Here is a 25,718-nt window from a genome sequence, read left to right as displayed (position 1 = left end):
GGCGCGCCGCGTCCCGTCAAGCGGCGCGTCCCCTCAGTCCTGCGTGCGGGGACGCGGCATCACGGCGGCGGCGGGCAGGTCCGCGCGGGTGGTGACGCGGAAGGCGCGGTAGCGCTCCGCCTCCACGCCGCCCCGGGCCCGGATGATCGATCCTTCGGCGCGCCGCACGGGCTCGGCCCCGGGCCAGTCCGGCACGCTGTCCCGTCTTTCGCTCTGCACCAGCAGGCCGGTTACGGCGGGGCCGAGGGCCTGCGGGCGCGGCAGGTCGAAAAGGTCCCAGCGCGGGTTCAGCGCCACCACCGGGACATCGGCGGGCAGGCGGAGCGCGAGCTGGGCGGCGAGGCCGTATTCCTCCGCCGCGACGAAGCGGGCGCCGAGGCGGGCGCGCTCCTGCTCCACCGCCAGGGCGAGGTCGTCCCACCCGCCGAGGCGCGCGAGGGTGGGGTCGAGCCGGCGCGGCAGGGCGAGCGGCGCGAGCGCCGCCTGGAGATAGGCGGCCAGCGCCAGGACGGCGCCGAGCGCGACGGCGGGGCGGCGCAGGCGGGCCAGGCGCGGCGTGATGAAGGCGGCGGCCAGGATGCAGGCGGCGGGGTAGAGGATGGCGGGCCAGTTGCCCTGCACGCGGCTGCCCATGGCCTGCCAGGTGAACAGCGCGGCACCCGGCACCACCATCGCCGCCAGCAGCGCCGCGGCCGCATCGCCCCGCCGCGCCCAGGCCATGACGGCCATCGCCGTGCCGGTGACGCAGAGCAGGAAGACGAGCGGCGTCGCGAGCCCCGCCTGGCCGGCCAGCAGCTCCCCCAGGTAGCGCAGGGTGAAGCCGCCGGTCTCCACCCCCGCGCGGCCGCCCTGCTTCACGAAGCTGGCCCAGCCATGGGCGGCGTTCCACAGGATGACCGGGGCGAAGACCGCGCCCGCCAGCGCGCCGCCGGCCCAGAGCCGCCAGTCCCGCCACCAGTGCCAGGCGCCGCGGCAGGCGAGCAGCCAGGCGACGACGCCGATGCCGAGCAGCCCGGCCGTGTATTTGGAGACGAGCGCGAGGCCGGAGAACAGCCCGAAGGCCAGCCACCAGCGGCCATCCTGCGTGGCGTGCAGCCGGGCCAGCGCCCAGATCGCCGCGCACCAGAAGACCAGCAGCGGCAGGTCGGGCGTCATCAGGATGCCGCCGACGCCGACCAGCAGCGTGGCGTTGAACAGCGCCGCGGCCCAGAGGCCCAGCCGGCGGTCCGGGAACAGCGCATCGGCGGCGCGGGCCAGCAGCACCGTCGCGACCGCGATGCCGACCGGGCCCATCAGGCGGATGCCGAAGGCGCCCTCCCCGCCCAGCAGCGTGCCGGCGCGGATGAAGAAGGCGACCATGGGCGGATGGTCCAGGTAGCCGGGCTGCAGCACGCGGGACCAGACCCAGTAATAGGCCTCGTCCGGCGCCAGCGGGGTGGCGCCGGCGACCAGCAGGCGCAGCGCCGTGACGGCGAGCAGCAGCCAGATCATCGGGTGCGCCACACCAGGGTGGAGGAGACGGCGTAGTTCCACACCACCGTCAGCAGCGCCCCCGCCGCGCCGGCCAGGCCCCAGGCCAGCACGCCATCCCGCACCAGCAGCCCCGCGATGCCGACATTGGCGGCGGCGCCGATGCCGCAGACCAGGTAGAAGACCAGCAGCCCGCGCCACAGCGCCGGGCCGCGCAGCCTGGCGTCGCGGTAGGTGATGCGGTTGTTGAGGGCGAAGTTCGCCGTCATCGCCACCAGCGTCGCCCCCCATTGCGCGGCGCCGAAGCCGAAGCCGCCGGCCTGCACCAGCAGGAACAGCGCCGCCATGTGCACCACCACGCCGATGCCGCCCACCATCGCGAAGGCGATGAAGCGCAGCGGCACGACGCCGCCCGTGGCCTTGTCCAGCAGCAGGGCGGCGAATTCCAGCAGGACCGTGGCGTCCAGCTTGCTCTCGCCCGCCTGGCGGCTGCGGAAGCTGTAGGGGATTTCCGCCACCACCAGCTTCCGGCGGGCGGAGAGCAGGATGTCCAGCAGGATCTTGAAGCCCCGGCCGGCGACGCGGGGGGCCACTTCCTCCACCAGGGCGCGGGGCAGCAGGAAGAAGCCGCTCATCGGGTCCGCCACCGGGGTGGGCAGCAGCAGCCGGGCCATGGTGGCGCCGAGGTCGGAGAGCGCGCCGCGGGCGGCGGAGAAGCCGGCCTCCGCCGCGCCGCCCGCGACATGGCGGCTGCCGATGGCGATGTCGGCCCCGCCCTCCACCGCCGCCAGCAGGGCCGGCAGGATGGATTCGTCGTGCTGGAGGTCCCCGTCGATGACGGCGACGAAGGGCGCGGCGGTGGAGAGGAAGCCCTCCATGCAGGCGGAGGCGAGGCCGCGCCGGCCGATGCGGCGCAGGCAGCGGATGCGCGGATCCCGCGCCCCGATGCCGCGCACCACGGCGGCGGTGCCATCGGGGCTGTCGTCATCGACGAAGATGGCTTCCCAGGCGATGCCCGCCAGCGCGGCGTCCAGGCGCTGGACCAGCGGGGCGACGTTCGCGGCCTCGTTGAACACCGGGACGATGACCGCGAGGCGGAGGGGCTGGTGCGTGGACACGCGCGGCGTCTAGCAGGCGGCCCCCGGCCTGCACAGGCTGGCCGCCCGCCCGCTGCGGGCTTGGCGAGCGGGCCGGCGGCGCGGCAGAGTGGGGGGCATGAGAGGCTGGCCGTGCGCGCGACGCCGGGGATGAAGGCAGCGTCGCGGGCCAGGCCGGCCGGGGCGCGGGCGCTGCGCGTCCTCTGGGCCATCACGGTCCTGCTGCCGCTGGCGGGGCTGGCCACCATGGGCATGCAGGCCTGGCAGGCGACGCTGGACGCGGCGGAGGAACGGGTCGGCCGCACCGCCGACATGCTGCGCGAACACGCCCTGCGCGCCTTCGAGGCGCAGGAGATCGCGATCGCCGCCTCCGAAAGCCGGGTGACGGGGATGGGGTGGGACGAGATCCGCGCCAGCCGGTCCCTGCACGACTTCCTGCTGGCGCTGGATGCGGTGACGCCCTCCGCCGGGGGCGTGACGCTGGTCGATCCCTCCGGCCGCTTCGCGGCGTCCAGCACCACCAGCTTCCCGACGCCGCCGATCGATGTCGCGGGGCGCGACTACATCGCCGCCCACCCGCCCGGCAGCGGGATGCGGGAGGCACCGACCATCGGCAAGGTCGTCACCAGCCGGTCGGTCGGCGTGCTGATCTTCCCCATGGCCCGGTCGCGGCGGCGGGAGGATGGGCTGGGCGATGGCGGAGTCGTCGTCGCGACGCTGTGGCCGCACTACTTCCAGGCCTTCTACCGCTCGATCCTGGAAGCGCCGGGGGATGCGGTGACGCTGTTCCGGCTGGACGGCGCGGTCCTGGCCGCCGTGCCGGAACCGGCGGAGCCCGAGGCCGCCGCCCTGCCCCCCGCCGCGGCCCCGCTGCTGCGCCAGCTGCGCCGCGGCCCCGGCGCCATGCTGCAGGGGCCGAGCCCGATCGACGGCCAGCCCCGGCTGACGGCCATGCGCCGCATCCCCGGCCATGATGCGGGCGTCGCCTATGGGCTCTCGCTCTCCTCCCTCCAGGCGGAATGGCGGCGGCAGATGCTGGCGCCGGTGATCGGCGCGCTGGCGGCGATGCTGCTGCTGGGCACCGTGACCTGGTGGGCGGAACGCGCGGCGCGCGACCGCGCGGCGGCGGAGGCGCGGTCCCGCACCGCGGAGCGGCAGGCGACGATGGGGCTGCTGGCCGGCGGGCTGGCGCATGATTTCGGCAACATCACCCAATCCGTCATGGCGGCCGCCGTGCTGCTGGCCAAGCATGCGGAGAACCCGGCCCGGGTGCGCCAGGTGGCCAGCCACCTCGGCCGGCACGCGGAACGGGCGACGGCGCTGTCCCGCCGGATGCTGGACACCACCCGCCGCAACGGGGCGGGCAGCGCGGCGGTGGGCCCCATGGACCTGGCGGCCGCGCTGCGGGAACTGGCGCAGCTGCTGGACGCGACGCTCGGCGCCGGCATCCGCGTGCGCTGCGACGTGCCCGGCCCGCTGGCCGCCGCGCCGGGGCTGGACCGGGCGGAGCTGGAGACGGCGCTGATCAACCTGGCCGCCAATGCGCGGGACGCCATGCCCGATGGCGGCACCATCCGCATCACCGTCGCGGCCTTCGCCGTGCCGCCGCGCCAGGCGGATGCGCCGGACCTGCCGGCGGGCGAGTATCTGCGCATCTCCGTGGCGGATGAGGGCCAGGGGATGGAAGCCGCGACGCTCGCGCGGCTCGGCGAGCCCTTCATGACGACGAAGCCGGAGGGCCAGGGAACGGGCCTCGGCCTGGCGATGGTGGCGGCCTTCGTGCGCGGCGCGGGGGGCGCGCTGGCGGCGGAGAGCGCCATCGGCAAGGGCACCACCATCCACCTGATCCTGCCGGCGCGCTGAGCGGCGGGGGGCCGGTTTGCTTGGCGTCAACGGCCGCGTGTTGTAAGACCCGCGGCGTTCAGACAAGGATCCTCCCCGGTGTCAGCCTCCGTCGCGATCGGCTCCGTCACGCTCGGCAACCATCTGCCCCTGGCCCTGATCGCCGGGCCCTGCCAGATGGAAAGCCGCGCCCATGCGCTGGAGACCGCGTCGCGCCTGAAGGAGATCTGCGGGCGGCTCGGCATCGGGCTGATCTACAAGACCAGCTACGACAAGGCGAACCGCACCTCCGCCAAGGCGGCGCGCGGCATCGGCATGGCGACCGCGCTGGAGGTCTTCGCCGAGATACGGGAAACGCTCGGCCTGCCGACGCTGACCGATGTGCATGAGGCCGCGCAATGCGCGCCGGTGGCGGAGGCGGTGGACGTCATCCAGATTCCCGCCTTCCTCTGCCGGCAGACGGACCTGCTGCTGGCCGCCGCCGCGACGGGGCGCGTGGTGAACATCAAGAAGGGCCAGTTCCTGGCGCCGTGGGACATGAAGAATGCCGCGGCCAAGGTGACGGGCGCCGGCAACCCGAACGTGCTGCTGACGGAACGCGGCGCCAGCTTCGGCTACAACACGCTGGTCAGCGACATGCGGTCCCTGCCCATCATGGCGCGGGACACCGGCCTGCCGGTGGTGTTCGACGCCACCCATTCCGTGCAGCAGCCCGGCGGCCAGGGCACCTCCTCCGGCGGCCAGCGGGAGTTCGTGGAGACGCTGGCCCGCGCCGCCGTCGCCGTCGGCGTCGCCGCCGTGTTCATCGAGACGCATGAGGACCCGGACAACGCGCCGAGCGACGGGCCGAACATGGTGCCGCTCGACAAGTTCGAGGCGCTGATCCAGCGCCTGATGGCGATCGACGGCCTGGTGAAGGGCTTCGCCGCCTGATGCGGCCCATCGTCATGATCCCCGCCCGGATGCAGGCCAGCCGCCTGCCGGGCAAGCCGCTGGCCGATATCGGGGGGGAGCCGATGATCGTCCATGTCTGGCGCCGCGCCATGGCCGCCGGGATCGGGGAGGTCGTGGTCGCGACGGATAGCGAGGAGATCGCGGCGGTGGTGCGCGCGGCCGGCGGCCGGGCGCAGATGACGCGGGCCGACCATCCCTCCGGCTCCGACCGCATCCATGAGGCGATCACGGCCATCGATCCGGAGGGGCGCTTCGACGTCATCGTCAACGTGCAGGGCGACCTGCCGCTGATCTCCCCGGCCGCGATCCGCGCCGTCTTCGGCGCGATCGACCAGCCGGATATCGCGCTCGGCACCCTCGTCGCGCATATCGAGCGGGAGGAGGAGCGGACGGCGAGCCAGGTGGTGAAGATGGTGGGCAGCCAGACGGCGCCCGGCCGCTTCCGCTGCCTGTACTTCACCCGCGCCACCGCCCCCTGGGGCGACGGGCCGCTCTGGCACCATATCGGGCTCTATGCCTGGCGCCGCGCGGCGCTGGAACGCTTCGTGGCGCTGCCGCCCTCCCCCCTCGAATTGCGGGAGAAGCTGGAACAGCTGCGCGCGCTGGAAGCGGGGATGCGGATCGAGGCGGTGGCGGTGGATGACGTGCCGCTCGGCGTCGATACGCCGGCCGACCTGGAACGCGCCCGCGACCTGCATGGAAAGGGGATGGGATGAGCCCGCTCGACCTGGCGGATGACAACCGGCTGAGGGGCAGCCTTCGCCGCACCGCGCAGCTGGAGGCCGATGGCCTGCTGGCGCTGCGGGATGCGCTGGACGGCAAGCTGGGCGACACGCTGATGGCGGCGGTGCGCCTCATGCTGTCCAAGTCCGGGCATTGCGTCGTGACGGGCATGGGCAAGTCCGGCCATGTCGGCCGCAAGATCGCGGCGACGCTGGCTTCCACCGGCACGCCGTCCCACTTCGTGCATCCGGCCGAAGCCAGCCATGGCGACCTCGGCATGATCCGGCCGGAGGATGTGATCCTGGCGCTCTCCTGGTCCGGCGCGGCGCCGGAACTGGCCAGCATCATCGGCTATGCGCATCGCTTCGGGGTGACGCTGATCGCCATCACCTCGGTGCCGGACAGCCCGCTCGGCGCCGCGGCCGACTATCCGCTGATCCTGCCGCGCATGCCGGAAGCCTGCCCGAACGGGCTGGCGCCGACGACCTCCACCACCATGCAGCTGGCGGTGGGCGATGCCTTCGCCATGGGGCTGCTGGAGGCGCGGGGCTTCTCGGCGGCGGATTTCCGCGTCTTCCACCCCGGCGGCAAGCTGGGCGCGCAGCTGCTCCGCGCTTCCGACCTCATGCACACGGACATGCCGCTGGTGCCGATCGGCGCCACGCTGTCGGATGCCATCGTCACCATGACGTCGCGGCCCTTCGGCACGGGCGGCGTGGTGGATGCGGAAGGCCGCCTGGTCGGCGTGCTGACGGATGGCGACTTGCGCCGCGCCTTCCGCAAGGGCTTCGTGGACCGCCCGGTGGCGGAGACGATGACCGCCAATCCGGTGGTGGCCGCGCCGGATGCGATGGCGCCGGACCTGGTGGCGCAGATGAACGACCGGCGCATCACCAGCATGTTCGTGGTGGTGGATGGCATCCCGAAGGGGGTGATCCACCTGCATGACCTGCTGCGGGCCGGGGTGGTCTGAAGGGGGAGCGCCGCTCCCCCCCTCGACCCCCTCGCCAGGGTCTGGCGCTATCCCCAGCGGACGCGGCGCGTCAGCGCCATGACCACCGACAGCACGGTGAACAGCGCCAGCGTGCCGACCAGCAGCGCATAGGCTTCCAGGCTGAGCACGACGTAGAGGAAGCCGAACTGCGCCGCGAGCACGCCGGCGAAGGCCCCGGCCAGCGCGCGCCGCCCCGTGACGGCCGCGGTGAAGAGGCTCGCCTGCGCCATCACCAGCAGCGTCGATGCCGCATAGGCCGCCGCGAAGCCCAGCGGTTCGCCGATGGCGAGCAGCAGCAGCGGAAACATCACCACCGAGCAGCCGAGCATCGCGTATTGCACGATGTGGATGCGAAGCCCCGCCAGCAGCTCGAACAGCGTGTAGGTCACGAAGGACAGCGCCAGGAACAGCATGGCGTATTTCGAGGCGCGGTTGACCATGCGGTAAGTCGGCACGGCTTCCAGCAGCTCCACCCCCGCCGCCGGGGCATGGCGGCCGCAGAGGGTGCGGCGGGCGGCGGCACCCTCCCCCGTCTGGGACCAGGCGGCGGTGAAGCCCCATTCCTCCACGCTGGACTGTTCGGGCAGGTCGTCGCCGATGAAGCTCGGCGTCGGCCAGGCGGCGGCCATGGTGAGGTTGAGGCGCTGCGGCCCCGGCAGCACGCCGAAGCGCTGGGACCCGCGCAGCGGCAGCGTGACGGCGAAGGGGATCGGCCCTTCCGGCGCCGCCGCCAGCCGCGGCTGCCAGATCACGCCGCGGGAGGGCATGCAGTCATCCCAGCGCGGCAGGCCTTCCTCCCCGGGCAGCGTCGCCTCCCCGAGCCGCAGCGACGGCACGTCACCGGCCAGGCGGAAGGCCTGGCTGCCGGTGATCACCACGGCTTCCGCCCAGTGCAGCACCGCGCCGGGTTCCTGCGGCACCGCCACGCCCGCCGGGTTGAAGCGGCCTTCCAGCCGCGCCGTCGCGGTGAAGACCGGCACCTCGTAGAGGCCGCGCCGGCGGGTCTGGGGCGCGAGTTCGACGGCGGCATCCAGGCGTTCCGGCTGCAAGTATATGCGACCACGCCGGACCTCCCCGGCCGTCCAGGGGATGGCGAGGATGGGGGCGGCCAGCAGCTGGGGGCCGCCCCAGCTCGCGCCGATCTGGGCCTGCACCTCCCGGTGCCGCGCCTCCCGTTCCTCGATCACGCCGCCGATCATGAGGTGGGGCACCAGCATCGCCAGCAGCACCAGGCCGACGCCGATGAGCTTCGGCGTCGGGCCATCCAGCAGGCCGGGCCTGGGCGCGGCTTCCTTGCGTTCGGGTTCCATGGGTTCTCCTCCGTTCCAGGGATGGCGCGGAGCATCGCGGCGGGCCGTGCAGCGGTGACGGAGGGCGCTTGCAGGGACGCCGGAGATTTGGTGCAGATGCGGTGCAGGGCCGTGCCGGCCTGACAGGGGGCGCATGCCGAAGGTCCTGGTCGTGGATGACGACCCGCATATCCGCAGCGTGCTGCGCTTCGCGCTGGAGCGGGACGGCTTCGCGGTGGCGGAGGCCGGGGATGGCGCGGCGGCGCTGGCGGCGGTGGAGCGCGAGGCGCCGGACATCCTGGTGCTGGACGTGACCATGCCGGAGATGGATGGGACGGAGGTCTGCCGCCGGCTGCGCCGCGCCTCCGACCTGCCGGTGATCTTCCTGTCCTCCCGCGACGAGGAGGTGGACCGGATCCTGGGCCTGGAGCTTGGGGGCGACGACTACGTCACGAAGCCCTTCAGCCCGCGGGAGGTGGTGGCGCGGGTGCGCGCGGTGCTGCGGCGGCGGGCGGCGCCCGCGCCGGCCGCGCCGGCGCCCGTGGTGGCGCCCGTGGTGGCGCCCGTGGTGGCGCGGGGCGCGCTGCGCCTGCTGCCGGACAGCCACCAGGCCTTCTGGGGGGAGGCCGAGATCACGCTGACGGTGACGGAATTCGCGCTGCTGCGCTGCCTGGCGGCGCATCCCGGGCGCGTCTTCACCCGCGATGCGCTGATGGATGTGGCCTATCCCGACCGGCGCGTGGTCAGCGATCGCACCATCGACAGCCATATCCGCCACATCCGCGCGAAATTCGCCGCGCTGGGGGCGGAGCCGATCGGGACGGTGCATGGGCTCGGCTACCGGTTCGGCGGCGGATGAGGCTGCGCAAGCCCCGGCTGCGCACGGTGCTGCTGGCGGCGAACCTGCTGCTGCTGGCGCTGCCGCTGGGCGGGCTGTGGCTGCTGCGGCTGTATGAAAGCGCGCTGGTCCGCCAGACGGAGACGGAGCTGGTGGCGCAGGCCGCGGTGATCGGCGCGGCCTACCAGGCGGCCTGGCATGGCGGCGCGCCGCCCGCGCCGGGGCCGGGCTGGGAACCCCGGGCGGCGGTGCTGGACCTGGCGAAGGATCCGGTGCTGCCGCCGGCCCCGGATGCGCTGGCGCCGGACCGCCCTGCCGATCCGCGCGCCATCGCGGCCGGGGCTTCGCTGATGCCGGTGCTGGCGGCGGCGCAGCGCATCACGCTGGCGGGGATGCGGGTGACGGATGGGGCGGGGATCGTCGTCGCCTCCTCCGGCGGGGAGATGGGGCTCTCCCTCGCCGGGCGGGCGGAGGTGGCGGCGGCGCTGGCGGGGCAGCCTTCCGCCGTGCTGCGGGACCGGCCGCCGCAGCCGGGGGTGGGATCGGCCTCCATCAGCCGGGCGGCGCCCTTCCGGGTCTTCGTGGCGCATCCGGTGGCGGAGGGCGGGGTGGTGACGGGCGTGGTGGTGCTGTCCCGCACGCCCGCCAGCATCGACCAGGCGCTGTATGGCAAGCGGTGGGAGATGGCGGGGCTGGCGGCGGCGCTGCTGCTGGCCGCCGGCGGGCTGGCGCTGGTCATCGCCTATACCGTCAGCCGCCCGATCGAGGCCGTGGCCGCCCAGGCCCGCGCGGTCGCCGCCGGCGCGCGCGCCACGCTGCTGCCCCGCACCCGCCGCAGCGCGGTGCGGGAGGCGGATGAGATGTGGGCCGCCATCCAGGCCATGGCCGCCACGCTGGAATACCGCGCGGACTACATCGGCGCCTTCGCCGCCGAGATGAGCCATGAGTTCAAGACGCCGCTGGCCGCCATCCGCGGCGCGCTGGAATTGCTGGCCGACCACGCCGCGACGATGACGGAGGCGGAGCGCGCCACCTTCCTGGGCCAGGCGGCATCGGATGTGGCGCGGCTGGACCGGCTGGTGCGCGGGCTGCTCGACCTGGCGCGGGCGGAGGCGCCGCTGCTGCGGGGCGAGGAGGCCTGCGACGTGGCCGCCGTGATCCAGGCCCTGCCGATGCCGGTGCCGGTGGCGCTGGAAGGCGGGGCGCTGCGGGCGGCGATCGGCGCGGAACGGCTGGCGACGGTGATCCGCAACCTGGCCGACAACATCGCCCGCCATGCCGGGCCGGGCGCGACCGGGCGCATCGCCTGGCGGGCGGAGGGCGGGATGGCGGTGATCGAGGTGAGCGACGATGGGCGCGGCGTCTCCCCGGCCAATGCGGGGCGGATCTTCGGGCGCTTCTTCACCACGGCGCGGGATAGCGGGGGCACGGGACTCGGCCTGGCCATCGCGCGCAGCCATCTGGCGGCGGTGGGCGGGCGGATCGAGCTGGTGCCCGCCGCGCGCGGGGCGCGCTTCCGGCTGGAGGTGCCGGGCGCCTGACCCGCTGCCCCAGGGATTGGCTGCCATGCCCGGAATTGAGGCGACATTTCGCTGCCGGCACCCCATAGAGGATCGGACACACCAGCCGGAGGACCGCCCATGCGCAAGCCGAACTACGATTTCGAGAGGTCCCAGCGCGAGAAGGCCAAGGAAGCCAAGGCGCAGGAGAAGCTGGCGAAGAAGCAGGCCGCCAAGGAAGCCGAGCAGAAGGCCAAGGCCGCGGAGGGCGAGCCCGAACAGGGCTGACCGGACCGGCGGGGCGATCGCGCGGCGGCAGCCGGCCCGCCCCCCTTCCCCACTGGCCCGCCGCGCCCTGTCCCGCCGCGTGGGGGCGCGCCCCGGCCTTGATGGCACCCTTGCCCCGGTGGATCGGGCGCCGCCCCGCGGGCGGGTTTCACGCAGCCGCAGCCGATCTGTCACGCGACGGTCGCCCGCGGCGCCTATGCCGATGCCGTCAGGACAGGACGGTTCCCCATGCGGCAGCGGCGCAACGTGCTTCTCATCGTCGTGGACCAGTGGCGCGCGGATTTCGTGCCGCATCTCGGCGCCGGGTTCCTGCGCACGCCGAACCTGGACCGGCTGTGCCGCGAGGGCGTGACCTTCCGCAACCATGTCACCACCGCCGTGCCCTGCGGGCCGGCGCGGGCCAGCCTGCTGACGGGCCTCTACCTGATGAACCACCGGGCCGTGCAGAACACGGTGCCGCTGGATGCGCGCCACACCAACCTTGGCAAGCAGCTGCGGCTGCTGGGCTATGATCCCGCGCTGATCGGCTACACCACCACCACGCCCGATCCGCGCACATCCGGCCCCAAGGATCCGCGCTTCACCACGCTCGGCGACCTGATGGACGGCTTCCGCAGCGTCGGCGCCTTCGAGCCGAACATGGATGGGTATTTCGGCTGGCTGGCCCACCAGGGCTACACGCTGCCGCCGAAGCGGGAGGATATCTGGCTGCCGGAGGGCGAGGATGCCGTGCCCGGCGCCACCAACCGCCCCTGCCGCATCCCGGCGGAGCTGTCGGACAGCACCTTCTTCACGGAAAAGGCGCTCACCTACCTCAAGGGCAAGGGCGACAAGCCCTGGTTCCTCCATCTCGGCTACTACCGCCCGCATCCGCCCTTCATCGCGCCCGCGCCCTACAACACGATGTACGATCCCGCCGACATGCCGGCGCCGGTCCGGCGCGGGATGTGGGAGGAGGAGGCCGCGCAGCATCCGATGCTGCGCCACTACCTCCGCGGCATCCGCCAGGGCAGCTTCTTCCATGGCGCCGGCGGCGTCGCGACGGGCCTCGATGAGGCCGCGATCCGGCAGATGCGCGCGACCTATGCCGGGCTGATGACGGAGATCGATGACTGCCTCGGCCGGGTCTTCGACTACCTCGAACAGACGGGGCAGTGGGACGACACCACCATCATCTTCACCTCCGACCATGGCGAGCAGCTCGGCGACCATTGGCTGCTCGGCAAGGTCGGCTATTTCGACGAGAGCTTCCGCATCCCGCTGGTGGTGAAGGGCGCGGGCGGCACGCATCGCGCCGGCGAGATCGACGCCAGCTACACGGAAAGCGTGGACGTGATGCCGACCATCCTCGAATGGCTGGGGGGCGAGGCGCCGCGCAGCGTCGATGGCCGTTCGCTGCTGCCCGTCATCGCGGGCGACAGGCCCGCGGATTGGCGGGACGTGCTGCACTACGAATACGATTTCCGTGACGTCCATTACTCGAAGCCGGAGGGCGAGCTCGGCCTCTCGATGGATGAGAGCAGCCTCTGCGTCGTGCAGGATGATCGCTACAAATACGTCCATTTCGCCGCGCTGCCGCCGCTGTTCTTCGACCTGGCGCGCGATCCGCACCAGTTCGAGAATCTCGCGGAGAAGCCCGACTACGCCGCCCTGGTGCGCGACTACGCGCAGAAGGCGCTGTCGCTGCGCCTGCGCCATGCCGAGCGCACCCTGACCCATTTCCGCGCCACGCCGCAAGGGCTGGAGGAGCGGAAGCCCGCCCCCGCCGCCGCCATCACCCGCGAAGCCGCCGAATAAGGAGCGATGCCGATGTTCCCGCGCCGCCTGCTGCTTGCCTCCCCCGCGCTTCTCCTGCCGCGCTTCGCCATCGCGCAGGCGGACCAGCGCCCCGCCATCACCATCGCCGTGCAGAAGATCAGCAACTCCAACACGCTGGAAGTGCTGCGCGAACAGTCGAATGTCGGGGAGCGGATCTTCTTCTCCTCGATCTGGGAAGGGCTGATCGGGCGCGACTGGCTGGGCGGGCTCGGGCCCGTGCCCGGTCTCGCCACGGAATGGCGCCGCATCTCCGACAGCGTGATCGAACTCAAGCTCCGCCCCGGCGTGCGCTTCCACAATGGCGATGAGCTGACGGCCGACGACGTCGTCTTCTCCTTCTCCCGCGAGCGCATGTTCGGGGAGACGCTGGCCACCGCGCAGGGCCGCACCATCCCGATCGGGGAGACGATGCCCGCCCCGCGCCCGGGCAAGGAGCTGCCGCCGGAAGTGCCCGCCGTGGCGCGCCGCGCCTGGCCGGCGCTGGAACGGGTGGAGGCGGTGGACCGGATGACGGTGCGCTTCCACAACGCGACGCCGGACGTGACGCTGGAAGGCCGCCTGTCCCGCTATGGCAGCGAGATCGTCAGCCGCCGCGCCTTCGAAGCGGCACCCTCCTGGCTGGAATGGGCGCGCAAGCCCGTCACCACCGGTCCCTATCGCGTCGCCGATTTCCAGGCCGACCGGTCGCTGCTGCTGGTGGCGCATGACGAATACTGGGGCGGCCGCCCTCCGCTGCGGCAGATCCGCTTCGTGGAGGTGCCGGAAGTCTCGTCGCGCATCAACGGCCTGCTGGCCGGCGACTACCACTTCGCCTGCGACATCCCGCCGGACCAGATCCCGGGCATCGAGCGCAACCGCGCCTTCGAGGTGCAGGGCGGCACGATCCTCAACCACCGCCTGATCTGCTTCGACAAGAATTTCCCGGCGCTGCGCGATGCGCGCGTGCGGCGTGCGATCACGCATTCGATGGATCGCAAGGCGATCGTGGACAGCCTCTGGGCCGGGCGCACCGTGGTGCCGAAGGGGCTGCAATGGCCCTATTACGACCAGATGTTCCATGCCGACTGGGACGTGCCGGCGTATGACCCCGCGGAGGCGCGGCGCCTGCTGCGGGAGGCCAACTACCGTGGCGAGCCGATCCCCTATCGCCTGCTGAACAACTACTACACCAACCAGAACGCCACCGCGCAGGTGCTGGTGGAGATGTGGCGCAGCGTCGGGCTGAACGTCCAGATCGAGATGAAGGAGAACTGGTCGCAGATCCTGGAACGCACGCCGACGCGCGCGGTGCGGGACTGGTCCAACAGCGCGCCCTTCAACGACCCCGTCTCCTCCCTCGTCGCGCAGCACGGGCCGAATGGCCAGCAGCAGCAGGTCGGCGAATACGCCAACGAGGAACTGAACCGCCTGTCGGTGGAGCTGGAGACGGGCACGGATCGCGCCCGCCGGCGCGCGGCCTTCCGCCGCATGCTGGAGATCGCGGAGCGGGAGGACCCCGCCTACACCGTCATCCACCAGAACGCGACCTTCACCGCCAAGCGCCGCGACATCCGCTGGAAGGCGAGCCCCGCCTTCGCCATGGATTTCCGCCAGGGAAATTGGGGGGCCTGACGCCATGCTGACGCGCCGCTTCCTCCTCGCCAGCCCGACCCTGCTGGCTGCCCCCGCGCTGGCGCAATCCGACCAGCGCCCGGTGATGACCATCGCCGTGCAGAAGATCGCCAACACCAACACGCTGGAGACGCTGCGCGAGCAATCCAATGTCGGCACCCGCACCTGGAATTCCTATGCGGAGACGCTGATCGACCAGTCCTGGACGGGCGACCTCTCGCTGCGGCCGGGGCTCGCGGAATCCTGGCGGCGGATCGATGACCGCACGCTGGAACTCACGCTTCGCCAGGGCGTGCTGTTCCATGACGGCCGGACGATGACGGCTGAGGATGTGGCCTTCACCTTCAGCGCCGAACGCATGGGCTGGAACCTGACGGTGGAGCAGGCGCGCAACCTGTTCGGCTCCGTCCCCGGCCAGACCCAGGGCCGCACGCCGCCGCCGGAAGCACTCGCCGTGGCACGGCGCACCTTCCCGGGGCTGGAGCGCATCGAGATCGTCGATGCCCGCACCATCCGCTTCCACAACCGTGTGCCCGATGTGACGCTGGAAGGCCGCATCAGCCGCAACGTCGCGATGGTGTTGTCCCGCGACGCCTTCGAAAAGGCGGGTTCCTGGCTCGACTGGGCGCGCCGCCCAATCGGGACGGGCCCCTTCCGCGTGGTGGAGTTCCGCCCAGACCATTCCCTGGTGCTGGACGCCTTCGACGAGTACTGGGGCGGCCGCCCGCCGGTGCGGCGGCTGCGCTTCCTGGAAGTGCCGGAGGTCTCGTCGCGCATCAACGCGCTGCTCTCGGGCGAGGCCGATTTCGCCTGTGACATCCCGCCCGACCAGATCGCGACGGTGGAGCGCAGCCCGCGCCACCACGTCGTCGGCGGCCCCATCATGAACCACCGCCTGACGGTGTTCGACAAGAACCACCCGCATCTGCGGGACGCGCGCATCCGTCGCGCCTTCACCCACAGCATCGACCGCGACGCCATCGTGCAGGCGCTGTGGGGCAACCGCGCGCCGGTCCCGAAGGGGCTGCAATTCGAATTCTACGGCCCGATGTACCAGGCCGACTGGTCCGCGCCGCGCTTCGACCCCGCCGAGGCGCGCCGCCTGCTGCGGGAAGCGGGATATCGCGGGGAGCCGATCCCCTATCGCCTGCTGAACGGCTACTACACCAACCAGGTGCCGACCGCGCAGATCCTGGTGGAAGGCTGGCGCGCCGTCGGCCTCAACGTCGTCATCGAGATGCGGGAGAACTTCCCACAGGTGCTCTCCCGCGACGGCCAGCGCGGCGTGCGGGACTGGTCGGGCAGCGCCAGCTTCAACGACCCTGTCTCCTCCATCGTCGCCGCGCATGGGCCGGAAGGCCAGCAATGGCAGATCAATGAATGGCGGAACGAGGAATTCGGGCGCCTCTCCAACGCGCTGGAGACGGGCACGGACCCGGCGGAGCGCCGCCGTACCTTCCGCCGGATGCTGGAGATCGCGGAGCGCGAGGACCCCGCCTACACCGTGCTCCACCAGTCCGTGAACCTGACGGCCAAGCGGCGGGACCTCGGCTGGGCGCCAGGGCAGTCCTTCCAGATGGATTTCCGCAGCCGGAACTTCGCGGCGTGAGCGCGCTGGTCTCGCTGCGCGGCCTTCGCGTGGCCTTCGATGGGCAGTTCGCGCTGCGGGGCATCGACCTCGATGTGCAGCCCGGGGAGGCGGTGGGGCTGGTGGGGGAATCCGGCTGCGGGAAATCCGTCACCTGGCTGGCCGCGCTCGGCCTGCTGCCGGCGAAGGCCCGGGTCAGCGGCAGCGTGACCTTGCAGGGGCAGGAACTGCTCGGCGCCGCCCCCGCCACGCTGGACAAGGTGCGTGGCGGCCGCATCGCCATGATCTTCCAGGACCCCGCCAGCAGCCTGAACCCCGTGATCCGCATCGGCCGCCAGGTGGAGGAGGCGCTGCGCCTGCATCGCGGCCTGCAGGGCGCGGCGGCGCGGGCGGAGGCGAAGCGGCTCTTCGACCAGGTCGGGATTCCCGATGCGGCGCGCAGGCTCGATGCCTGGCCGCACGAGCTCTCCGGCGGGCAGAACCAGCGCGTGATGATCGCCATCGCGCTGGCCGGAAGGCCGGAACTGCTGGTGGCGGACGAACCGACGACCGCGCTCGACGTCACCATCCAGGCGCAGATCCTGGCGCTGCTGCAGGATCTGCGGCGGGAGACGGGGATGGCGCTGGTGCTGATCTCCCATGACCTCGGCGTCGTCGCCGAAAGCTGCGACCGCGTCTGCGTCATGTATGCCGGGCGCATCGTGGAACAGGCGCCGGTCGAGCGGCTGTTCGCGGCGCCGACGCATCCCTATACGCTCGGCCTGCTGGGCGCGCTGCCGCCGCTGGACGGGCCGCGGCGTCGGCTGGCGGCCATCCCCGGCAGCGTGCCGGAACCCTGCGCCATGCCGAAGGGCTGCGCCTTCGCGCCGCGCTGCGCCGAACGCTCGCCCGCCTGCGAAATTGCCGTGCCGGCCGCCATCGACCTGGCCACGGGCCACCAGGCCGCCTGCATCCGCGCGACCGCCATGGGCCTGCTGAAGGAAACCGTCGCCGCATGACTCCGATGCTGGAGGCCAAGGGCCTGGTGCGCTGCTACGCCACGCGGCGCGGGCTGATGGGACGCAGCGTGGAGGTCCGCGCCGTGGATGGCGTCTCGCTCTCCGTGGAGCGCGGGCGGACGCTGGGGCTGGTCGGGGAATCCGGCTGCGGCAAATCCACCACGGGGCGCCTGGTGCTGGGGCTGGAAGCGCCGGATGCCGGCAGCGTCTCCTTCCAGGACAAGCCCATGCCGGCGCCCGGCACGGCCCCCTGGCGCGCGCTGCGGTCGCGCATGCAGATGGTGTTCCAGGACCCGCTCGGCGCGCTGGACCGGCGCCTGCCCATCCTGGCGCAGGTGCAGGAACCGCTGGATATCCACGGCATCGGGGAGGCGAAGGACCGCCCCGCCCGCGCGATCGAGGCGCTGCGCGCGGTCGGGCTCCGCCCCGACCAGGCCGCGCGCTATCCGCATGAACTCTCCGGCGGCCAGCGGCAGCGCGCCGTGCTGGCCCGCGCGCTGGCGACGGAACCCGCGCTTCTGGTCTGCGACGAGCCGATCAGCGCGCTCGACGTCTCGATCCAGGCGCAGGTGATGAACCTGCTGCTGGACCAGCAGGAACGCCTCGGCCTCGGCATCCTCTTCATCAGCCATGACCTGCGCGCCGTGCGGCAGGTGAGCCACCGGGTCGCCGTGATGTATCTCGGCACCATCGTGGAGGAAGGGGAGCCCGACGCGGTGCTGCACGACCCCGCGCATCCCTATGCGCAGGCCCTCGTCTCCGCCATCCCGCATCCCGGCCGCAGCGGCAACCGCATCGTGCTGCAGGGTGATCCGCCCAATCCCGCGGACCGGCCGAGCGGCTGCGCCTTCCACCCGCGCTGCCCCGTCGCGACCGCGCTCTGCGCGCGGGAGACGCCCGTGCTGAAGCCGCGCCGCGGCGATGGGCGCCTCGTCGCCTGCCATGTCGCCCAGGGCGATGCCGCGCCTGCCTTCACGCAAAGGGCCGCCTGAGATGATCCGCTTCCTCGGCAGCCGCCTGCTGCGCGCGGCCGTCACCATCGTGATGGTCGTCACCTTCGCCTTCGTCGTGCTGCGCCTGTCCGGCGACCCCGCGCAGATCATCATGGGCGCCGATGCGCCGCCGGAGGCCGTGGAGGCCTTCCGGGCGGCCTGGGGCCTCGATCAGCCGGTCTGGGTGCAATACTTCCACTACTTCGGCGCGATCCTGCAGGGCGATCTCGGCCGGTCCATGCGCGACGGGCGCGACGCCATCGTGCTGGTGGCGGAGCGGATTCCCGCGACGCTGGCGCTGACCCTGCCGGCGCTGGCCATCAAGGTGGGGCTCGGCATCCCCGCCGGCATCACCGCGGCGCTGCACCGCAATTCCTTCATCGACCGTGCGGTGATGATGCTGGCCGTGGCCGGCTTCACCGTGCCGTCCTTCGTGCTGGGCCTGCTGCTGGTGCTGGTCTTCGCGGTGCAGCTGGGCTGGCTGCCCTCCGGCGGGCAGGATAGCTGGCGGCACGCGATCCTGCCGATCATCACGCTTGGCATCGGCGGGGCCGCGGTGCTGGCGCGCTTCACCCGCAGCGCCATGCTGGAAGTGCTGGGCCAGCCCTATATCCGCACCGCCAGCGCCAAGGGCGTGCCCTGGCGCGCCGTGGTCTGGGGCCATGCGCTGCCGAATGCCGCGATCCCCACCGTCACCATCGTGGGCTTCATGGTCGGCAGCCTGATCGCCGGCGCCGTGGTGGTCGAGAGCGTCTTCTCCTGGCCCGGCGTCGGGCGGCTGCTGGTCGTCGCCGTCGCGAACCGGGACCTGGCCGTGGTGCAATGCGTGCTGCTGCTGGTGGCGATGACGATGGTGACCTCCAACCTGATCGTCGATCTGCTCTACGGGCTGCTCGACCCGCGGCTGCGCAACCAGCCGCGGCGCGCGGCGGGGATGGCCTGACATGTCCGACATGACCCTGCCCGCCATCGCGGAGGCCCCGCCGCGCACGAAGCGCGCTTTGCCGCCGCCCATGGTGATGTTCGGCCTGGCCTGGCTGACGCTGATGCTGCTGACGGCGGTGCTGGCCGATGTCATCAGCCCCTATGCCTATACCGCGCTCGACCTCCGCAACCGCCTCTCGCCGCCCGTCTTGATGGGCGGCACCTGGCTGCATCCGCTGGGGACCGACGAGCTGGGGCGGGACGTGCTGGCGCGGCTGATCTACTCCATCCGCATGAGCCTGCTGATCGCCTTCGGCGCCACCATCATCGGCGCGCTGATCGGCACGACGCTCGGCTTCCTCGCGGCCCATTTCCGCGGCTTCGTGGAGCAGGTGGTGCTGGCGCTGGTCGATTTCTCCGCCAGCCTGCCCTTCCTGATCCTGGCGCTGGCCGTGCTGGCCTTCTTCGGCAATTCGCTGGTGCTGTTCATCTGCCTGCTCGGCCTGCATGCCTGGGAACGCTATGCCCGCATCGCGCGCGGGCTTGCCATCAGCGCGGGGTCGCAGGGCTATGCGGCGGCGGTGCGGCAACTCGGCGCCTCTCCCTGGCGGATCTATGGCCGCCACGTGCTGCCGAACATCGCCTCCACGCTGATCGTCTCCATGACGCTGGCCTTCCCGGAGATCATCCTGCTGGAAAGCGGCCTCAGCTTCCTCGGCCTCGGCGTGCAGCCGCCTTCGACCTCGCTCGGCTCCATGGTCGGCTATGGGCGGGAATACCTGACGCGCGCGCCCTGGATCCTGCTCTCCCCCGCCCTCACCATCGTGCTGACCACGCTCTCCGTCTCCCTCATCGGCGACTGGCTGCGGGACCGGCTCGACCCCACGCTGCGATAGGCCCTGCGCATGACACGCTTCATCCTGGTGGCGCTGGACGGGCTGCGGCCCGACATGGTCTCGCCCGCCGCCACGCCGCACCTGGCGGCGCTGGCCGCTTCGGGCACGCGCTTCGCCAATGCGCGCAGCGTCTTCCCGAGCGAGACGCGGGTCGCCACCCCCTCCCTCATCACGGGCTGCCGGCCGGGCGGGCACGGCATGGTGGCCAACACGCTCTTCGATGCCGCGGTGGCGCCGGACCGGCTGCTGCGCACCAAGCTCGTCGCCGATGTGCTCGCCATGGCGCAGGGGCGGGAGAGCCCGCTGGAACGGCCGAGCCTGGGCGAGCGCCTGGCGGAGAAGGGCCTCAGCTTCGCGCTTGTCAGCGCCGGCACGGCGGGGGCGGCGCGGCTGCTGCACCCGGCGGCGGAACGCCTCGGCAGCTTCCGCTGGAATGTCGAGGATGAGGAAGGGGAGACGGCGCGGCTGGTGCGCGACCGCCTCGGCCCCACGCCGCCGCATGCGGTGCCGAACCTGGCGCGGCTGCGCCATGCCGCGCAGGTGCTGCTGGAGGTGGTGCTGCCGGAACGCCAGCCCGATGTGACGCTGGTCTGGCTGTCGGAGCCCGACATCGCCTTCCACTGGGGCGGGCTGCTCTCGCCGGAGGCGCAGGCGGGCCTGCGCGCGGCCGATGCCGTGCTGGGCGACATCGTCGCCTGGCGGGATGCGCAGCCGGATGCGGAGGAGATCGCCATCATCGTGCTCTCCGACCACGGGCATGTGACGGGCCGGGGCAAGCTCTCGCTGCGGGAGGAGCTGGTCCGCGACGGCTTCCGCGCGGGCACGGGGCTCGGCGATGGCATCGATATCGCCGTGGCGCCGGCGGCGGCGCCGGGGCTCTGGTTCCGCGATCCCGCGCTGGCGCCGCAGGTCGCGGCCTTCCTGGCGGCGCAGCCCTGGGCCGGGCCGCTGCTGGCGCGCGATCCCGCCATCCTGCCGGACGGCCAGGCCGCGCCGCTCTCGCTGCTCGGCAGCTCGCATCGCCGCAGCGCCGACCTGGTGGTGACCTTCGCGGGCAGCGAGGCGCCGGATGAATGGGGCCTGCCCGGCTTCGCGCCCTTCGACGCGCCGGACGTGCCGGATGGCGGCGGCATGCATGGCGGGCTGCACCGGGCGGAGCTGGCGACGGTGCTGGTGATGGAAGGCGGGCCCTTCCGGCCGGGCGCCGTGGCGACGATGCCGGCGGACCTGACCGACATCGTGCCCACCATCCTGTACCTGCTGGGCCTGGCGCAGGATGGCGTGGAGGGCCGCCCGCTGGCCGGCGCCTGGGATGCCGCGGCGGACACGCCCCCGCTGCGGGAGACGGTGCGCCTGCCGCGGGGCTTCGTGCTGGAGGCGATGCGGGCAGAGCCCGGCGGGCGCCTCTATCCGACCGCGCTGCGCCGGGACGGCTGAGGGAGGGCGTCGCCCCGCCTGGGCCGCGGCCGGATCAGCGCGGGCCCTGGCCGCCGCGGCCCGGGGCGCGGCCGCGATTCGCGTGCGGATAGCCGCCCGCGGCCACGCCCAGCCCGAGGAAATCCGAGACGAGGCGCGCCTTGCCCTCCGCCTCGATCGGCAGGTGCAGCAAGGGCAGGCCCTGGCGGGCAAGCCCGGCGGTCCAGGCTTCGTGGTGCTCGAAGGCTTCGCGCAGCGATCCGAAGCGGAAATACAGCTCCTGGTGGATCGCCCGCCACGGCGCGCCGAAGCGGAACGGCCCGCCGCCATCGAAGACGCGGCACAGCGTGTCGAAATCCGCGGCGTCGATGGCGAAGTTCTCGCTGAAATGGGCGAGGTAGGATCGCGCCCAGGCCTCGTAGCCGCGCGTCGTGGCGATCAGCAGGCGCCCGGCCGGCGGTCCGCCCTGCCGCGCCAGCTGCACCACCGGGGTGTCGGAGACGACGTCGAAGACATCCGCATCCGCCCGGTCGATCAGCGTGCCGAGGAACGGGTTGATCCAGTGCGCGGACAGCAGGCCGAGCCGCCGGCAGTATTCGTGCAGGCTCGTCGTGCCGGTCTTGGACAGGCCGAGCGCCCAGGCGCGGTTGCAGGGCGCGCCGCCGTCGCGCATCGCGAGCACGCGGCCCCAGTACAGCCGGTCCTCCGCCGGCAGGCGCCCCTGCAGCAGGCCATGCGCATCCCGCCATTCCCGATCGCGGCCGAGGAGATGCAGCAGGGCGAGGAAGACCGAGGCCGGGACGCCCTCCAGGCCCTCGGCGCGCGGGCGGAGCGTCTCCGCCATCCGGTGGCGCAGCGCCTGCCTTGCCTCCGGGTCCGGGCAATGGGCGATGCGGTGGAGGAGGATGCGGCTGCCCTGCGGCGCCTCCCCCGCCAGCACGGCCTCCAGCGCCTGGCGGTAGGTCGCCCAGTCCCGCTGCGCGTCCATCAGGTGCAGGCAGGGCAGCAGCGTGCCGTCGCGCAGGCTGAGCGGCCTTCCCGCCATGGCGGCCCGCAGGACGGGCCAGCGCCGGTTCACCACCAGCGCCTGCAGCCAGGCGGCGGTGAGGTCCCGCTGCTCGCCCAGCAGATCCCTCGCCGCCTCCACGAGCCGCAGCGCCAGGGCCGCATCCTCCCGCGACAGGGCCTGCGCGACGGCGGCCAGGCCCGCGCCGCAGGCCTCCTCGCCGGCGGCGCGCATGGCGCGGCCGGTGGCGGCGTGGAGGCGCCGCGCGGCGCCGGCCCGGCCGAGCAGCACCGCGACGTAGAGCAGGACCGCGCGGGCGACCTCCGGCCGGCCGATCCGCGGCAGATGGGCGTTGAGGAGGTGCCGCAGCGCATCCCGCGCGCCCTCCGCCGCCAGGTGGCGCAGCGCCGGCAGCAGGGTGCGCAGCGGCATGTCGGCCATGCACTCCGCCAGCGCCGGCTGCCCGCTGGCGGCCAGGGCGCGGTACACGGCCTCCGCGGCCACGCTGCGGTCCCGCGCCATGGGGCGCCCGATGGCGGCCCGCCAGGCGGCATCGGCGGCCATGAAGCCCAGCCGCAGCAGCCGGTCTTCCGTCAGCGGCACATGGAAGGGATCATCGGCAAGGCCGCGGCGATCCATGCGCCGGAAGGCCAGGTGGCGCGCCATGCATTCCGCCCGGCGGTCGCGCACGCGCGGATGGGCCAGCAGGCGGTCCGCAGGCTGCGCCAGCAGGTCCCGGTCCCGCATGATCTTCACATGCACCAGCACCGCGCTGGTCGCCGCGACCACGCAGCTGGTGGCGTGGTGGTTGCTGACGTAGCGGATGCCCGCGCCCGCCTTCACCAGCGGCAGCTTGTGCATCATCGTCGTGTGCCGGCTGAGCGCGCGGAGCCCGCCGGCGATGTGGCACCAGGGCGCGACGAGGCTGCCCTGGACGAGGCGGCTGGCATGGAACAGCTGCTGCTCCGCCATGCCGGCCGAGGGCATGCCGCCGCGGACGATGCCGCGGTCATACACATCCACCATCGTGCCGAGCATCGCCGTCTCCCCGCGCTGGTCGAGGTGGTCGAGCAGCGCGGGCAGCGGCAGGCGGTCCGCCCCCGGATAGGTCAGCAGCTCATCGGCATCGAGGAAGAGCAGCCAGTCGCAGAGCCGCGCTTCCAGCACATCGTTGATCCACATCATGCCGTGCCTGGCGGCGACGAAGGATTGCGGCGCGCTGACGAAGGTCAGCTCCACGCCCTCGATCCCGGCCAGCACGGCGGCGGGATGCTCGGCGGAGCGGTTGTCGATGATGATGAAGGCGGTGACGCCCAGCGCGCGGTGATGCTCGATGAAATGCCGCAGCACCTCATCCTCGTCGCGCACCACGACGACGCAGACCAGGCGCCGGAAGCGCAGCGCGGCGAGTTGCGGCGCGATCGACATGGCGGGGCCCGCCTGCGCGCGGCGCCAGTTGGAGGCGAAGGCCTCCTCCGGATCCTCGGCCGGGGTGACCACCAGCTTCAGGGCGCGCGCCAACTGGTGGCGGAGCGCGGAGCGCGGGAAGCGCGCCTCCGCGATGGCCAGCAGGCGCCGGAGGTCGCGCGGCCGGCCATGCGCCACCACGGCGGCTGCCAGCGCCTCGAACAGGCGGTAGCGGCGGTCGCGCAGGAAGTCGCGCAGCCGGCGGCGGCACTCCCCGCCCCAGGCGCCGCGCAGGGCGGGCGCGGGCGGCGTGCCGGTGCCGGCGGCGGCCAGCACATCCTCCGGATTGCCCGCGGCGCCGCCCGACAGCGCCTCCAGCGCCTGGCGCGCGCCCTCCCTGCCCGCCCAGGCTTCCAGCAGCGGGACCGCTTCCTGCATGGGCAGCGCGGCGCGGATCAGCAGCTTCGCCAGATGCGCCATGGGGAAGATGCGGCGGAAGCCGTCGAGCCCGGCCAGCGCGCGCAGCGCATCGACCACGCCGCGGGCATCGCCGGCGGCATCGAGGACATTGACCCGCCAGCGCAGCGCGCTGACGTCCCGCGGCGACAGGTCGCACAGCGCCTCCGCCCAGCGCCCCGCATCCGCGGCCATGCCGGCGCGCAGCATCGCGTCGATGGCATAGGGCAGATAGACGGTGGCGGCGGCCACCGCGGGGCGCGCCAGGCCGGCCTGCCAGATGCGGGCGGCGCGGCGCCAGCCATGCGCGGCGGCGACGGCCTTCGCCAGCTCGTACCAGGCCCGCGGATCGTCGGGCCAGCGGTCCCGCGCCGCCTCGATCAGCGCGATGCCATCCGCGACGCGGCCGCCCTTCTGCAGCGCGGTGCCGAGGCCGACATACCATCCGAGCGGGGCCTGCGCCGGGAAGCGGTCGATGCAGGCCTGCCAGCCGCTGGCGGCGGCCGCCCAATCCTCCCGGGCGGCCGCCACCTCCGCGCAGGCCTGCCAGCCCGATGGCTGGCCGGGCCAGGCCTCCCTGCCCGTCACCGCGGCCGCGGCCGCGCCATCCAGGTCGCCGCTTTCCCGCAGGGCGTGGCTGAGGCGGTGCCACCACAGCGCCCGGGCGTGGCGGGGGAATTGCGCGATCGCCGCGCGCCATGCCACGGCGGCGGCGGCCCAGTCCCGCCGCTGGGTCAGCGCCTGGGCCTGCGCCTGCGCGTCCTGCGCGCTGGCGGGCATCGCGGCCGCGCCGGCGGGCACGGCCAGGTCTTCCACGGCCAGCATCTACGGCTTCCGCCCCCAGACCTGCACCATCACGTAGAGGATCTGCGTGGTGCCGGGATCCGCGAGATGGGCGCGGCATTCGGCCAGGGTGGCGTCCAGCGCCTCCGCCGTGGTCCAGCCGGCGCGCAGGATGGTGCCGCGCAGGGATTGCACCGTATCCGGCAGCCAATGCGCCATCGGCTCATCCGCCTGGCAGCCCACCACGAAGGGGCGGAAGCCGACCTCCCGCAGCCCGGCATCGCGGAAGATGCCGAACAGGCGCCGGGCGAAAGCGCCATGGCCGCTTTCGTTCAGGCCGCGCCCGAGCAGGGCCTTGAGCCGCATATGCGCGGGATGCCCGGGATAGCAGGCGGTGAAGCCGGGATCGCTTTCCTGCAGCGCCACATGGCCGCCCGGCCTGGCCAGGCGCAGCGCCTCGGCCAGCAGCGCCTCGGGCGAGGAGGCCGCGCCGGTCAGCAGCCGGCCATGCACCAGGTCGAAGCTGTCCGCCGGCAGGCCGCTGCGCAGCGCATCCGCCTGAAGGTAGCTGGTGGCGGGCGGCGCCATGGCTTCCGCGTGGCGCAGGAAGCGCGGTTCCAGGTCCAGCCCGCAGACACGGCCCGCGGGCCCCACGCGTTTCGCCAGCAGGCGCGTCACCTCGCCCAGGCCGCAGCCGAGGTCGAGGCAGGACCACCCCGGGCCGACGCCGATGCGGTCGAACAGGATCGCCGCATCCGGCGCCAGGGCGCTGGCCTGGGTGGCGAGGCGCGTCATCTCCGGCGCGTCCGTGGCAAGCTGATAGGCCATG

General features: G+C 73.2%; 20 protein-coding genes. 15 read left to right on the top strand and 5 right to left on the bottom strand.

What is annotated here, in order from left to right; all coding sequences use genetic code 11:
* Positions 1–33: 33 nt before the first annotated feature.
* A complete protein-coding gene (locus JJI54_RS23160) occupies positions 34–1,491 on the bottom strand; it encodes an ArnT family glycosyltransferase (protein ID WP_203075630.1) in 1,458 nt (485 codons plus the stop codon).
* The gene (locus tag JJI54_RS23155) at positions 1,488–2,588 is read right to left on the bottom strand and encodes a glycosyltransferase (protein ID WP_203075627.1); all 1,101 of its coding nucleotides are present in this window, start codon (positions 2,586–2,588) and stop codon (positions 1,488–1,490) included. Before JJI54_RS23155 ends, JJI54_RS23160 begins: the two co-directional genes overlap by 4 nt.
* 111 nt (positions 2,589–2,699) lie before the next feature.
* Between JJI54_RS23155 and JJI54_RS33015 the strand changes: the two genes are divergently transcribed.
* From JJI54_RS33015 to JJI54_RS23135, 4 genes are all read left to right on the top strand, one after another.
* Positions 2,700–4,430 carry an ATP-binding protein gene (locus tag JJI54_RS33015; protein WP_203075624.1) on the top strand — a complete coding sequence of 577 codons (1,731 nt, stop codon included), beginning with the start codon at positions 2,700–2,702 and terminating at the stop codon, positions 4,428–4,430.
* Positions 4,431–4,508: 78 nt separating this feature from the next.
* Positions 4,509–5,342 carry a 3-deoxy-8-phosphooctulonate synthase gene (kdsA, locus tag JJI54_RS23145; protein WP_203075621.1) on the top strand — a complete coding sequence of 278 codons (834 nt, stop codon included), beginning with the start codon at positions 4,509–4,511 and terminating at the stop codon, positions 5,340–5,342.
* On the top strand, positions 5,339–6,079 hold the full coding sequence (locus JJI54_RS23140; protein WP_456305614.1) for a 3-deoxy-manno-octulosonate cytidylyltransferase: 741 nt from the start codon (positions 5,339–5,341) through the stop codon (positions 6,077–6,079). Before kdsA ends, JJI54_RS23140 begins: the two co-directional genes overlap by 4 nt.
* The gene (locus tag JJI54_RS23135; RefSeq protein ID WP_203075616.1) at positions 6,076–7,059 is read left to right on the top strand and encodes a KpsF/GutQ family sugar-phosphate isomerase; all 984 of its coding nucleotides are present in this window, start codon (positions 6,076–6,078) and stop codon (positions 7,057–7,059) included. The genes JJI54_RS23140 and JJI54_RS23135 overlap by 4 nt, the downstream gene beginning before the upstream one ends.
* A gap of 47 nt (positions 7,060–7,106) precedes the next feature.
* Here the strand turns inward: JJI54_RS23135 and creD are convergent, their stop codons facing one another.
* A complete protein-coding gene (creD, locus tag JJI54_RS23130; RefSeq protein ID WP_203075613.1) occupies positions 7,107–8,390 on the bottom strand; it encodes a cell envelope integrity protein CreD in 1,284 nt (427 codons plus the stop codon).
* A gap of 133 nt (positions 8,391–8,523) precedes the next feature.
* Here creD and JJI54_RS23125 point away from each other — a divergent pair, with 133 nt between their 5' ends.
* The 11 genes from JJI54_RS23125 to JJI54_RS23080 all read left to right on the top strand — a co-directional run bounded on the left by JJI54_RS23125 (position 8,524) and on the right by JJI54_RS23080 (position 21,258).
* Entirely contained in the window at positions 8,524–9,228 is a 705-nt protein-coding gene (locus tag JJI54_RS23125) for a response regulator transcription factor (RefSeq protein ID WP_203075610.1), read from the top strand.
* On the top strand, positions 9,225–10,748 hold the full coding sequence (locus JJI54_RS23120; protein WP_203075607.1) for a sensor histidine kinase: 1,524 nt from the start codon (positions 9,225–9,227) through the stop codon (positions 10,746–10,748). Before JJI54_RS23125 ends, JJI54_RS23120 begins: the two co-directional genes overlap by 4 nt.
* A 99-nt stretch (positions 10,749–10,847) precedes the next feature.
* Entirely contained in the window at positions 10,848–10,994 is a 147-nt protein-coding gene (locus JJI54_RS23115; RefSeq protein ID WP_203075604.1) for a hypothetical protein, read from the top strand.
* A gap of 228 nt (positions 10,995–11,222) precedes the next feature.
* The gene (gene pehA / locus JJI54_RS23110; protein ID WP_203075601.1) at positions 11,223–12,791 is read left to right on the top strand and encodes a phosphoric/sulfuric ester hydrolase PehA; all 1,569 of its coding nucleotides are present in this window, start codon (positions 11,223–11,225) and stop codon (positions 12,789–12,791) included.
* A 6-nt stretch (positions 12,792–12,797) separates the two neighbouring features.
* A complete protein-coding gene (locus tag JJI54_RS23105) occupies positions 12,798–14,423 on the top strand; it encodes an ABC transporter substrate-binding protein (protein WP_203075598.1) in 1,626 nt (541 codons plus the stop codon).
* A gap of 4 nt (positions 14,424–14,427) precedes the next feature.
* Entirely contained in the window at positions 14,428–16,032 is a 1,605-nt protein-coding gene (locus JJI54_RS32350; protein ID WP_226382028.1) for an ABC transporter substrate-binding protein, read from the top strand.
* Entirely contained in the window at positions 16,029–17,009 is a 981-nt protein-coding gene (locus JJI54_RS23100; RefSeq protein ID WP_318987559.1) for an ABC transporter ATP-binding protein, read from the top strand. Before JJI54_RS32350 ends, JJI54_RS23100 begins: the two co-directional genes overlap by 4 nt.
* Positions 17,006–18,001: an ABC transporter ATP-binding protein gene (locus tag JJI54_RS23095; protein WP_203075592.1), complete on the top strand. Its 996-nt coding sequence runs from the start codon at positions 17,006–17,008 to the stop codon at positions 17,999–18,001. Before JJI54_RS23100 ends, JJI54_RS23095 begins: the two co-directional genes overlap by 4 nt.
* Before the next feature lies 1 nt (position 18,002).
* On the top strand, positions 18,003–18,944 hold the full coding sequence (locus JJI54_RS23090; RefSeq protein WP_203075589.1) for an ABC transporter permease: 942 nt from the start codon (positions 18,003–18,005) through the stop codon (positions 18,942–18,944).
* A gap of 1 nt (position 18,945) precedes the next feature.
* On the top strand, positions 18,946–19,821 hold the full coding sequence (locus tag JJI54_RS23085) for an ABC transporter permease (RefSeq protein ID WP_203075586.1): 876 nt from the start codon (positions 18,946–18,948) through the stop codon (positions 19,819–19,821).
* Between the two features lie 9 nt (positions 19,822–19,830).
* Entirely contained in the window at positions 19,831–21,258 is a 1,428-nt protein-coding gene (locus tag JJI54_RS23080; RefSeq protein WP_203075584.1) for an alkaline phosphatase family protein, read from the top strand.
* Positions 21,259–21,292: 34 nt separating this feature from the next.
* Here JJI54_RS23080 and JJI54_RS23075 read toward each other — a convergent pair whose 3' ends face one another.
* Complete coding sequence (locus tag JJI54_RS23075) at positions 21,293–24,931, bottom strand: glycosyltransferase family 2 protein (protein WP_203075583.1); 3,639 nt, start codon at positions 24,929–24,931, stop codon at positions 21,293–21,295.
* Positions 24,932–25,717, bottom strand: a complete 786-nt coding sequence (locus JJI54_RS23070) for a methyltransferase domain-containing protein (protein WP_203075581.1) — start codon at positions 25,715–25,717, stop codon at positions 24,932–24,934.
* Position 25,718 lies beyond the last annotated feature (1 nt).

Origin of the sequence: Falsiroseomonas ponticola, from assembly GCF_016805305.1 — a bacterium.
GTDB classification, from domain to species: domain Bacteria; phylum Pseudomonadota; class Alphaproteobacteria; order Acetobacterales; family Acetobacteraceae; genus Falsiroseomonas; species Falsiroseomonas ponticola.
The sequence above is the reverse complement of the archived record's forward strand: the minus strand, read 5'-3'. Positions and strand labels throughout refer to the sequence as shown.

Bases quoted from the DNA above. Each gene is read 5' to 3' on its own strand.
- JJI54_RS23160 (WP_203075630.1), bottom strand. From the start codon at position 1,491: ATGATCTGGCTGCTGCTCGCCGTCACGGCGCTGCGCCTGCTGGTCGCC.
- JJI54_RS23135 (WP_203075616.1), top strand. From the start codon at position 6,076: ATGAGCCCGCTCGACCTGGCGGATGACAACCGGCTGAGGGGCAGCCTT.
- creD (WP_203075613.1), bottom strand. From the start codon at position 8,390: ATGGAACCCGAACGCAAGGAAGCCGCGCCCAGGCCCGGCCTGCTGGAT.
- JJI54_RS23125 (WP_203075610.1), top strand. From the start codon at position 8,524: ATGCCGAAGGTCCTGGTCGTGGATGACGACCCGCATATCCGCAGCGTG.
- JJI54_RS23120 (WP_203075607.1), top strand. From the start codon at position 9,225: ATGAGGCTGCGCAAGCCCCGGCTGCGCACGGTGCTGCTGGCGGCGAAC.
- JJI54_RS23115 (WP_203075604.1), top strand. From the start codon at position 10,848: ATGCGCAAGCCGAACTACGATTTCGAGAGGTCCCAGCGCGAGAAGGCC.
- pehA (WP_203075601.1), top strand. From the start codon at position 11,223: ATGCGGCAGCGGCGCAACGTGCTTCTCATCGTCGTGGACCAGTGGCGC.
- JJI54_RS23105 (WP_203075598.1), top strand. From the start codon at position 12,798: ATGCCGATGTTCCCGCGCCGCCTGCTGCTTGCCTCCCCCGCGCTTCTC.
- JJI54_RS32350 (WP_226382028.1), top strand. From the start codon at position 14,428: ATGCTGACGCGCCGCTTCCTCCTCGCCAGCCCGACCCTGCTGGCTGCC.
- JJI54_RS23095 (WP_203075592.1), top strand. From the start codon at position 17,006: ATGACTCCGATGCTGGAGGCCAAGGGCCTGGTGCGCTGCTACGCCACG.
- JJI54_RS23090 (WP_203075589.1), top strand. From the start codon at position 18,003: ATGATCCGCTTCCTCGGCAGCCGCCTGCTGCGCGCGGCCGTCACCATC.
- JJI54_RS23085 (WP_203075586.1), top strand. From the start codon at position 18,946: ATGTCCGACATGACCCTGCCCGCCATCGCGGAGGCCCCGCCGCGCACG.
- JJI54_RS23080 (WP_203075584.1), top strand. From the start codon at position 19,831: ATGACACGCTTCATCCTGGTGGCGCTGGACGGGCTGCGGCCCGACATG.
- JJI54_RS23075 (WP_203075583.1), bottom strand. From the start codon at position 24,931: ATGCTGGCCGTGGAAGACCTGGCCGTGCCCGCCGGCGCGGCCGCGATG.
- JJI54_RS23070 (WP_203075581.1), bottom strand. From the start codon at position 25,717: ATGGCCTATCAGCTTGCCACGGACGCGCCGGAGATGACGCGCCTCGCC.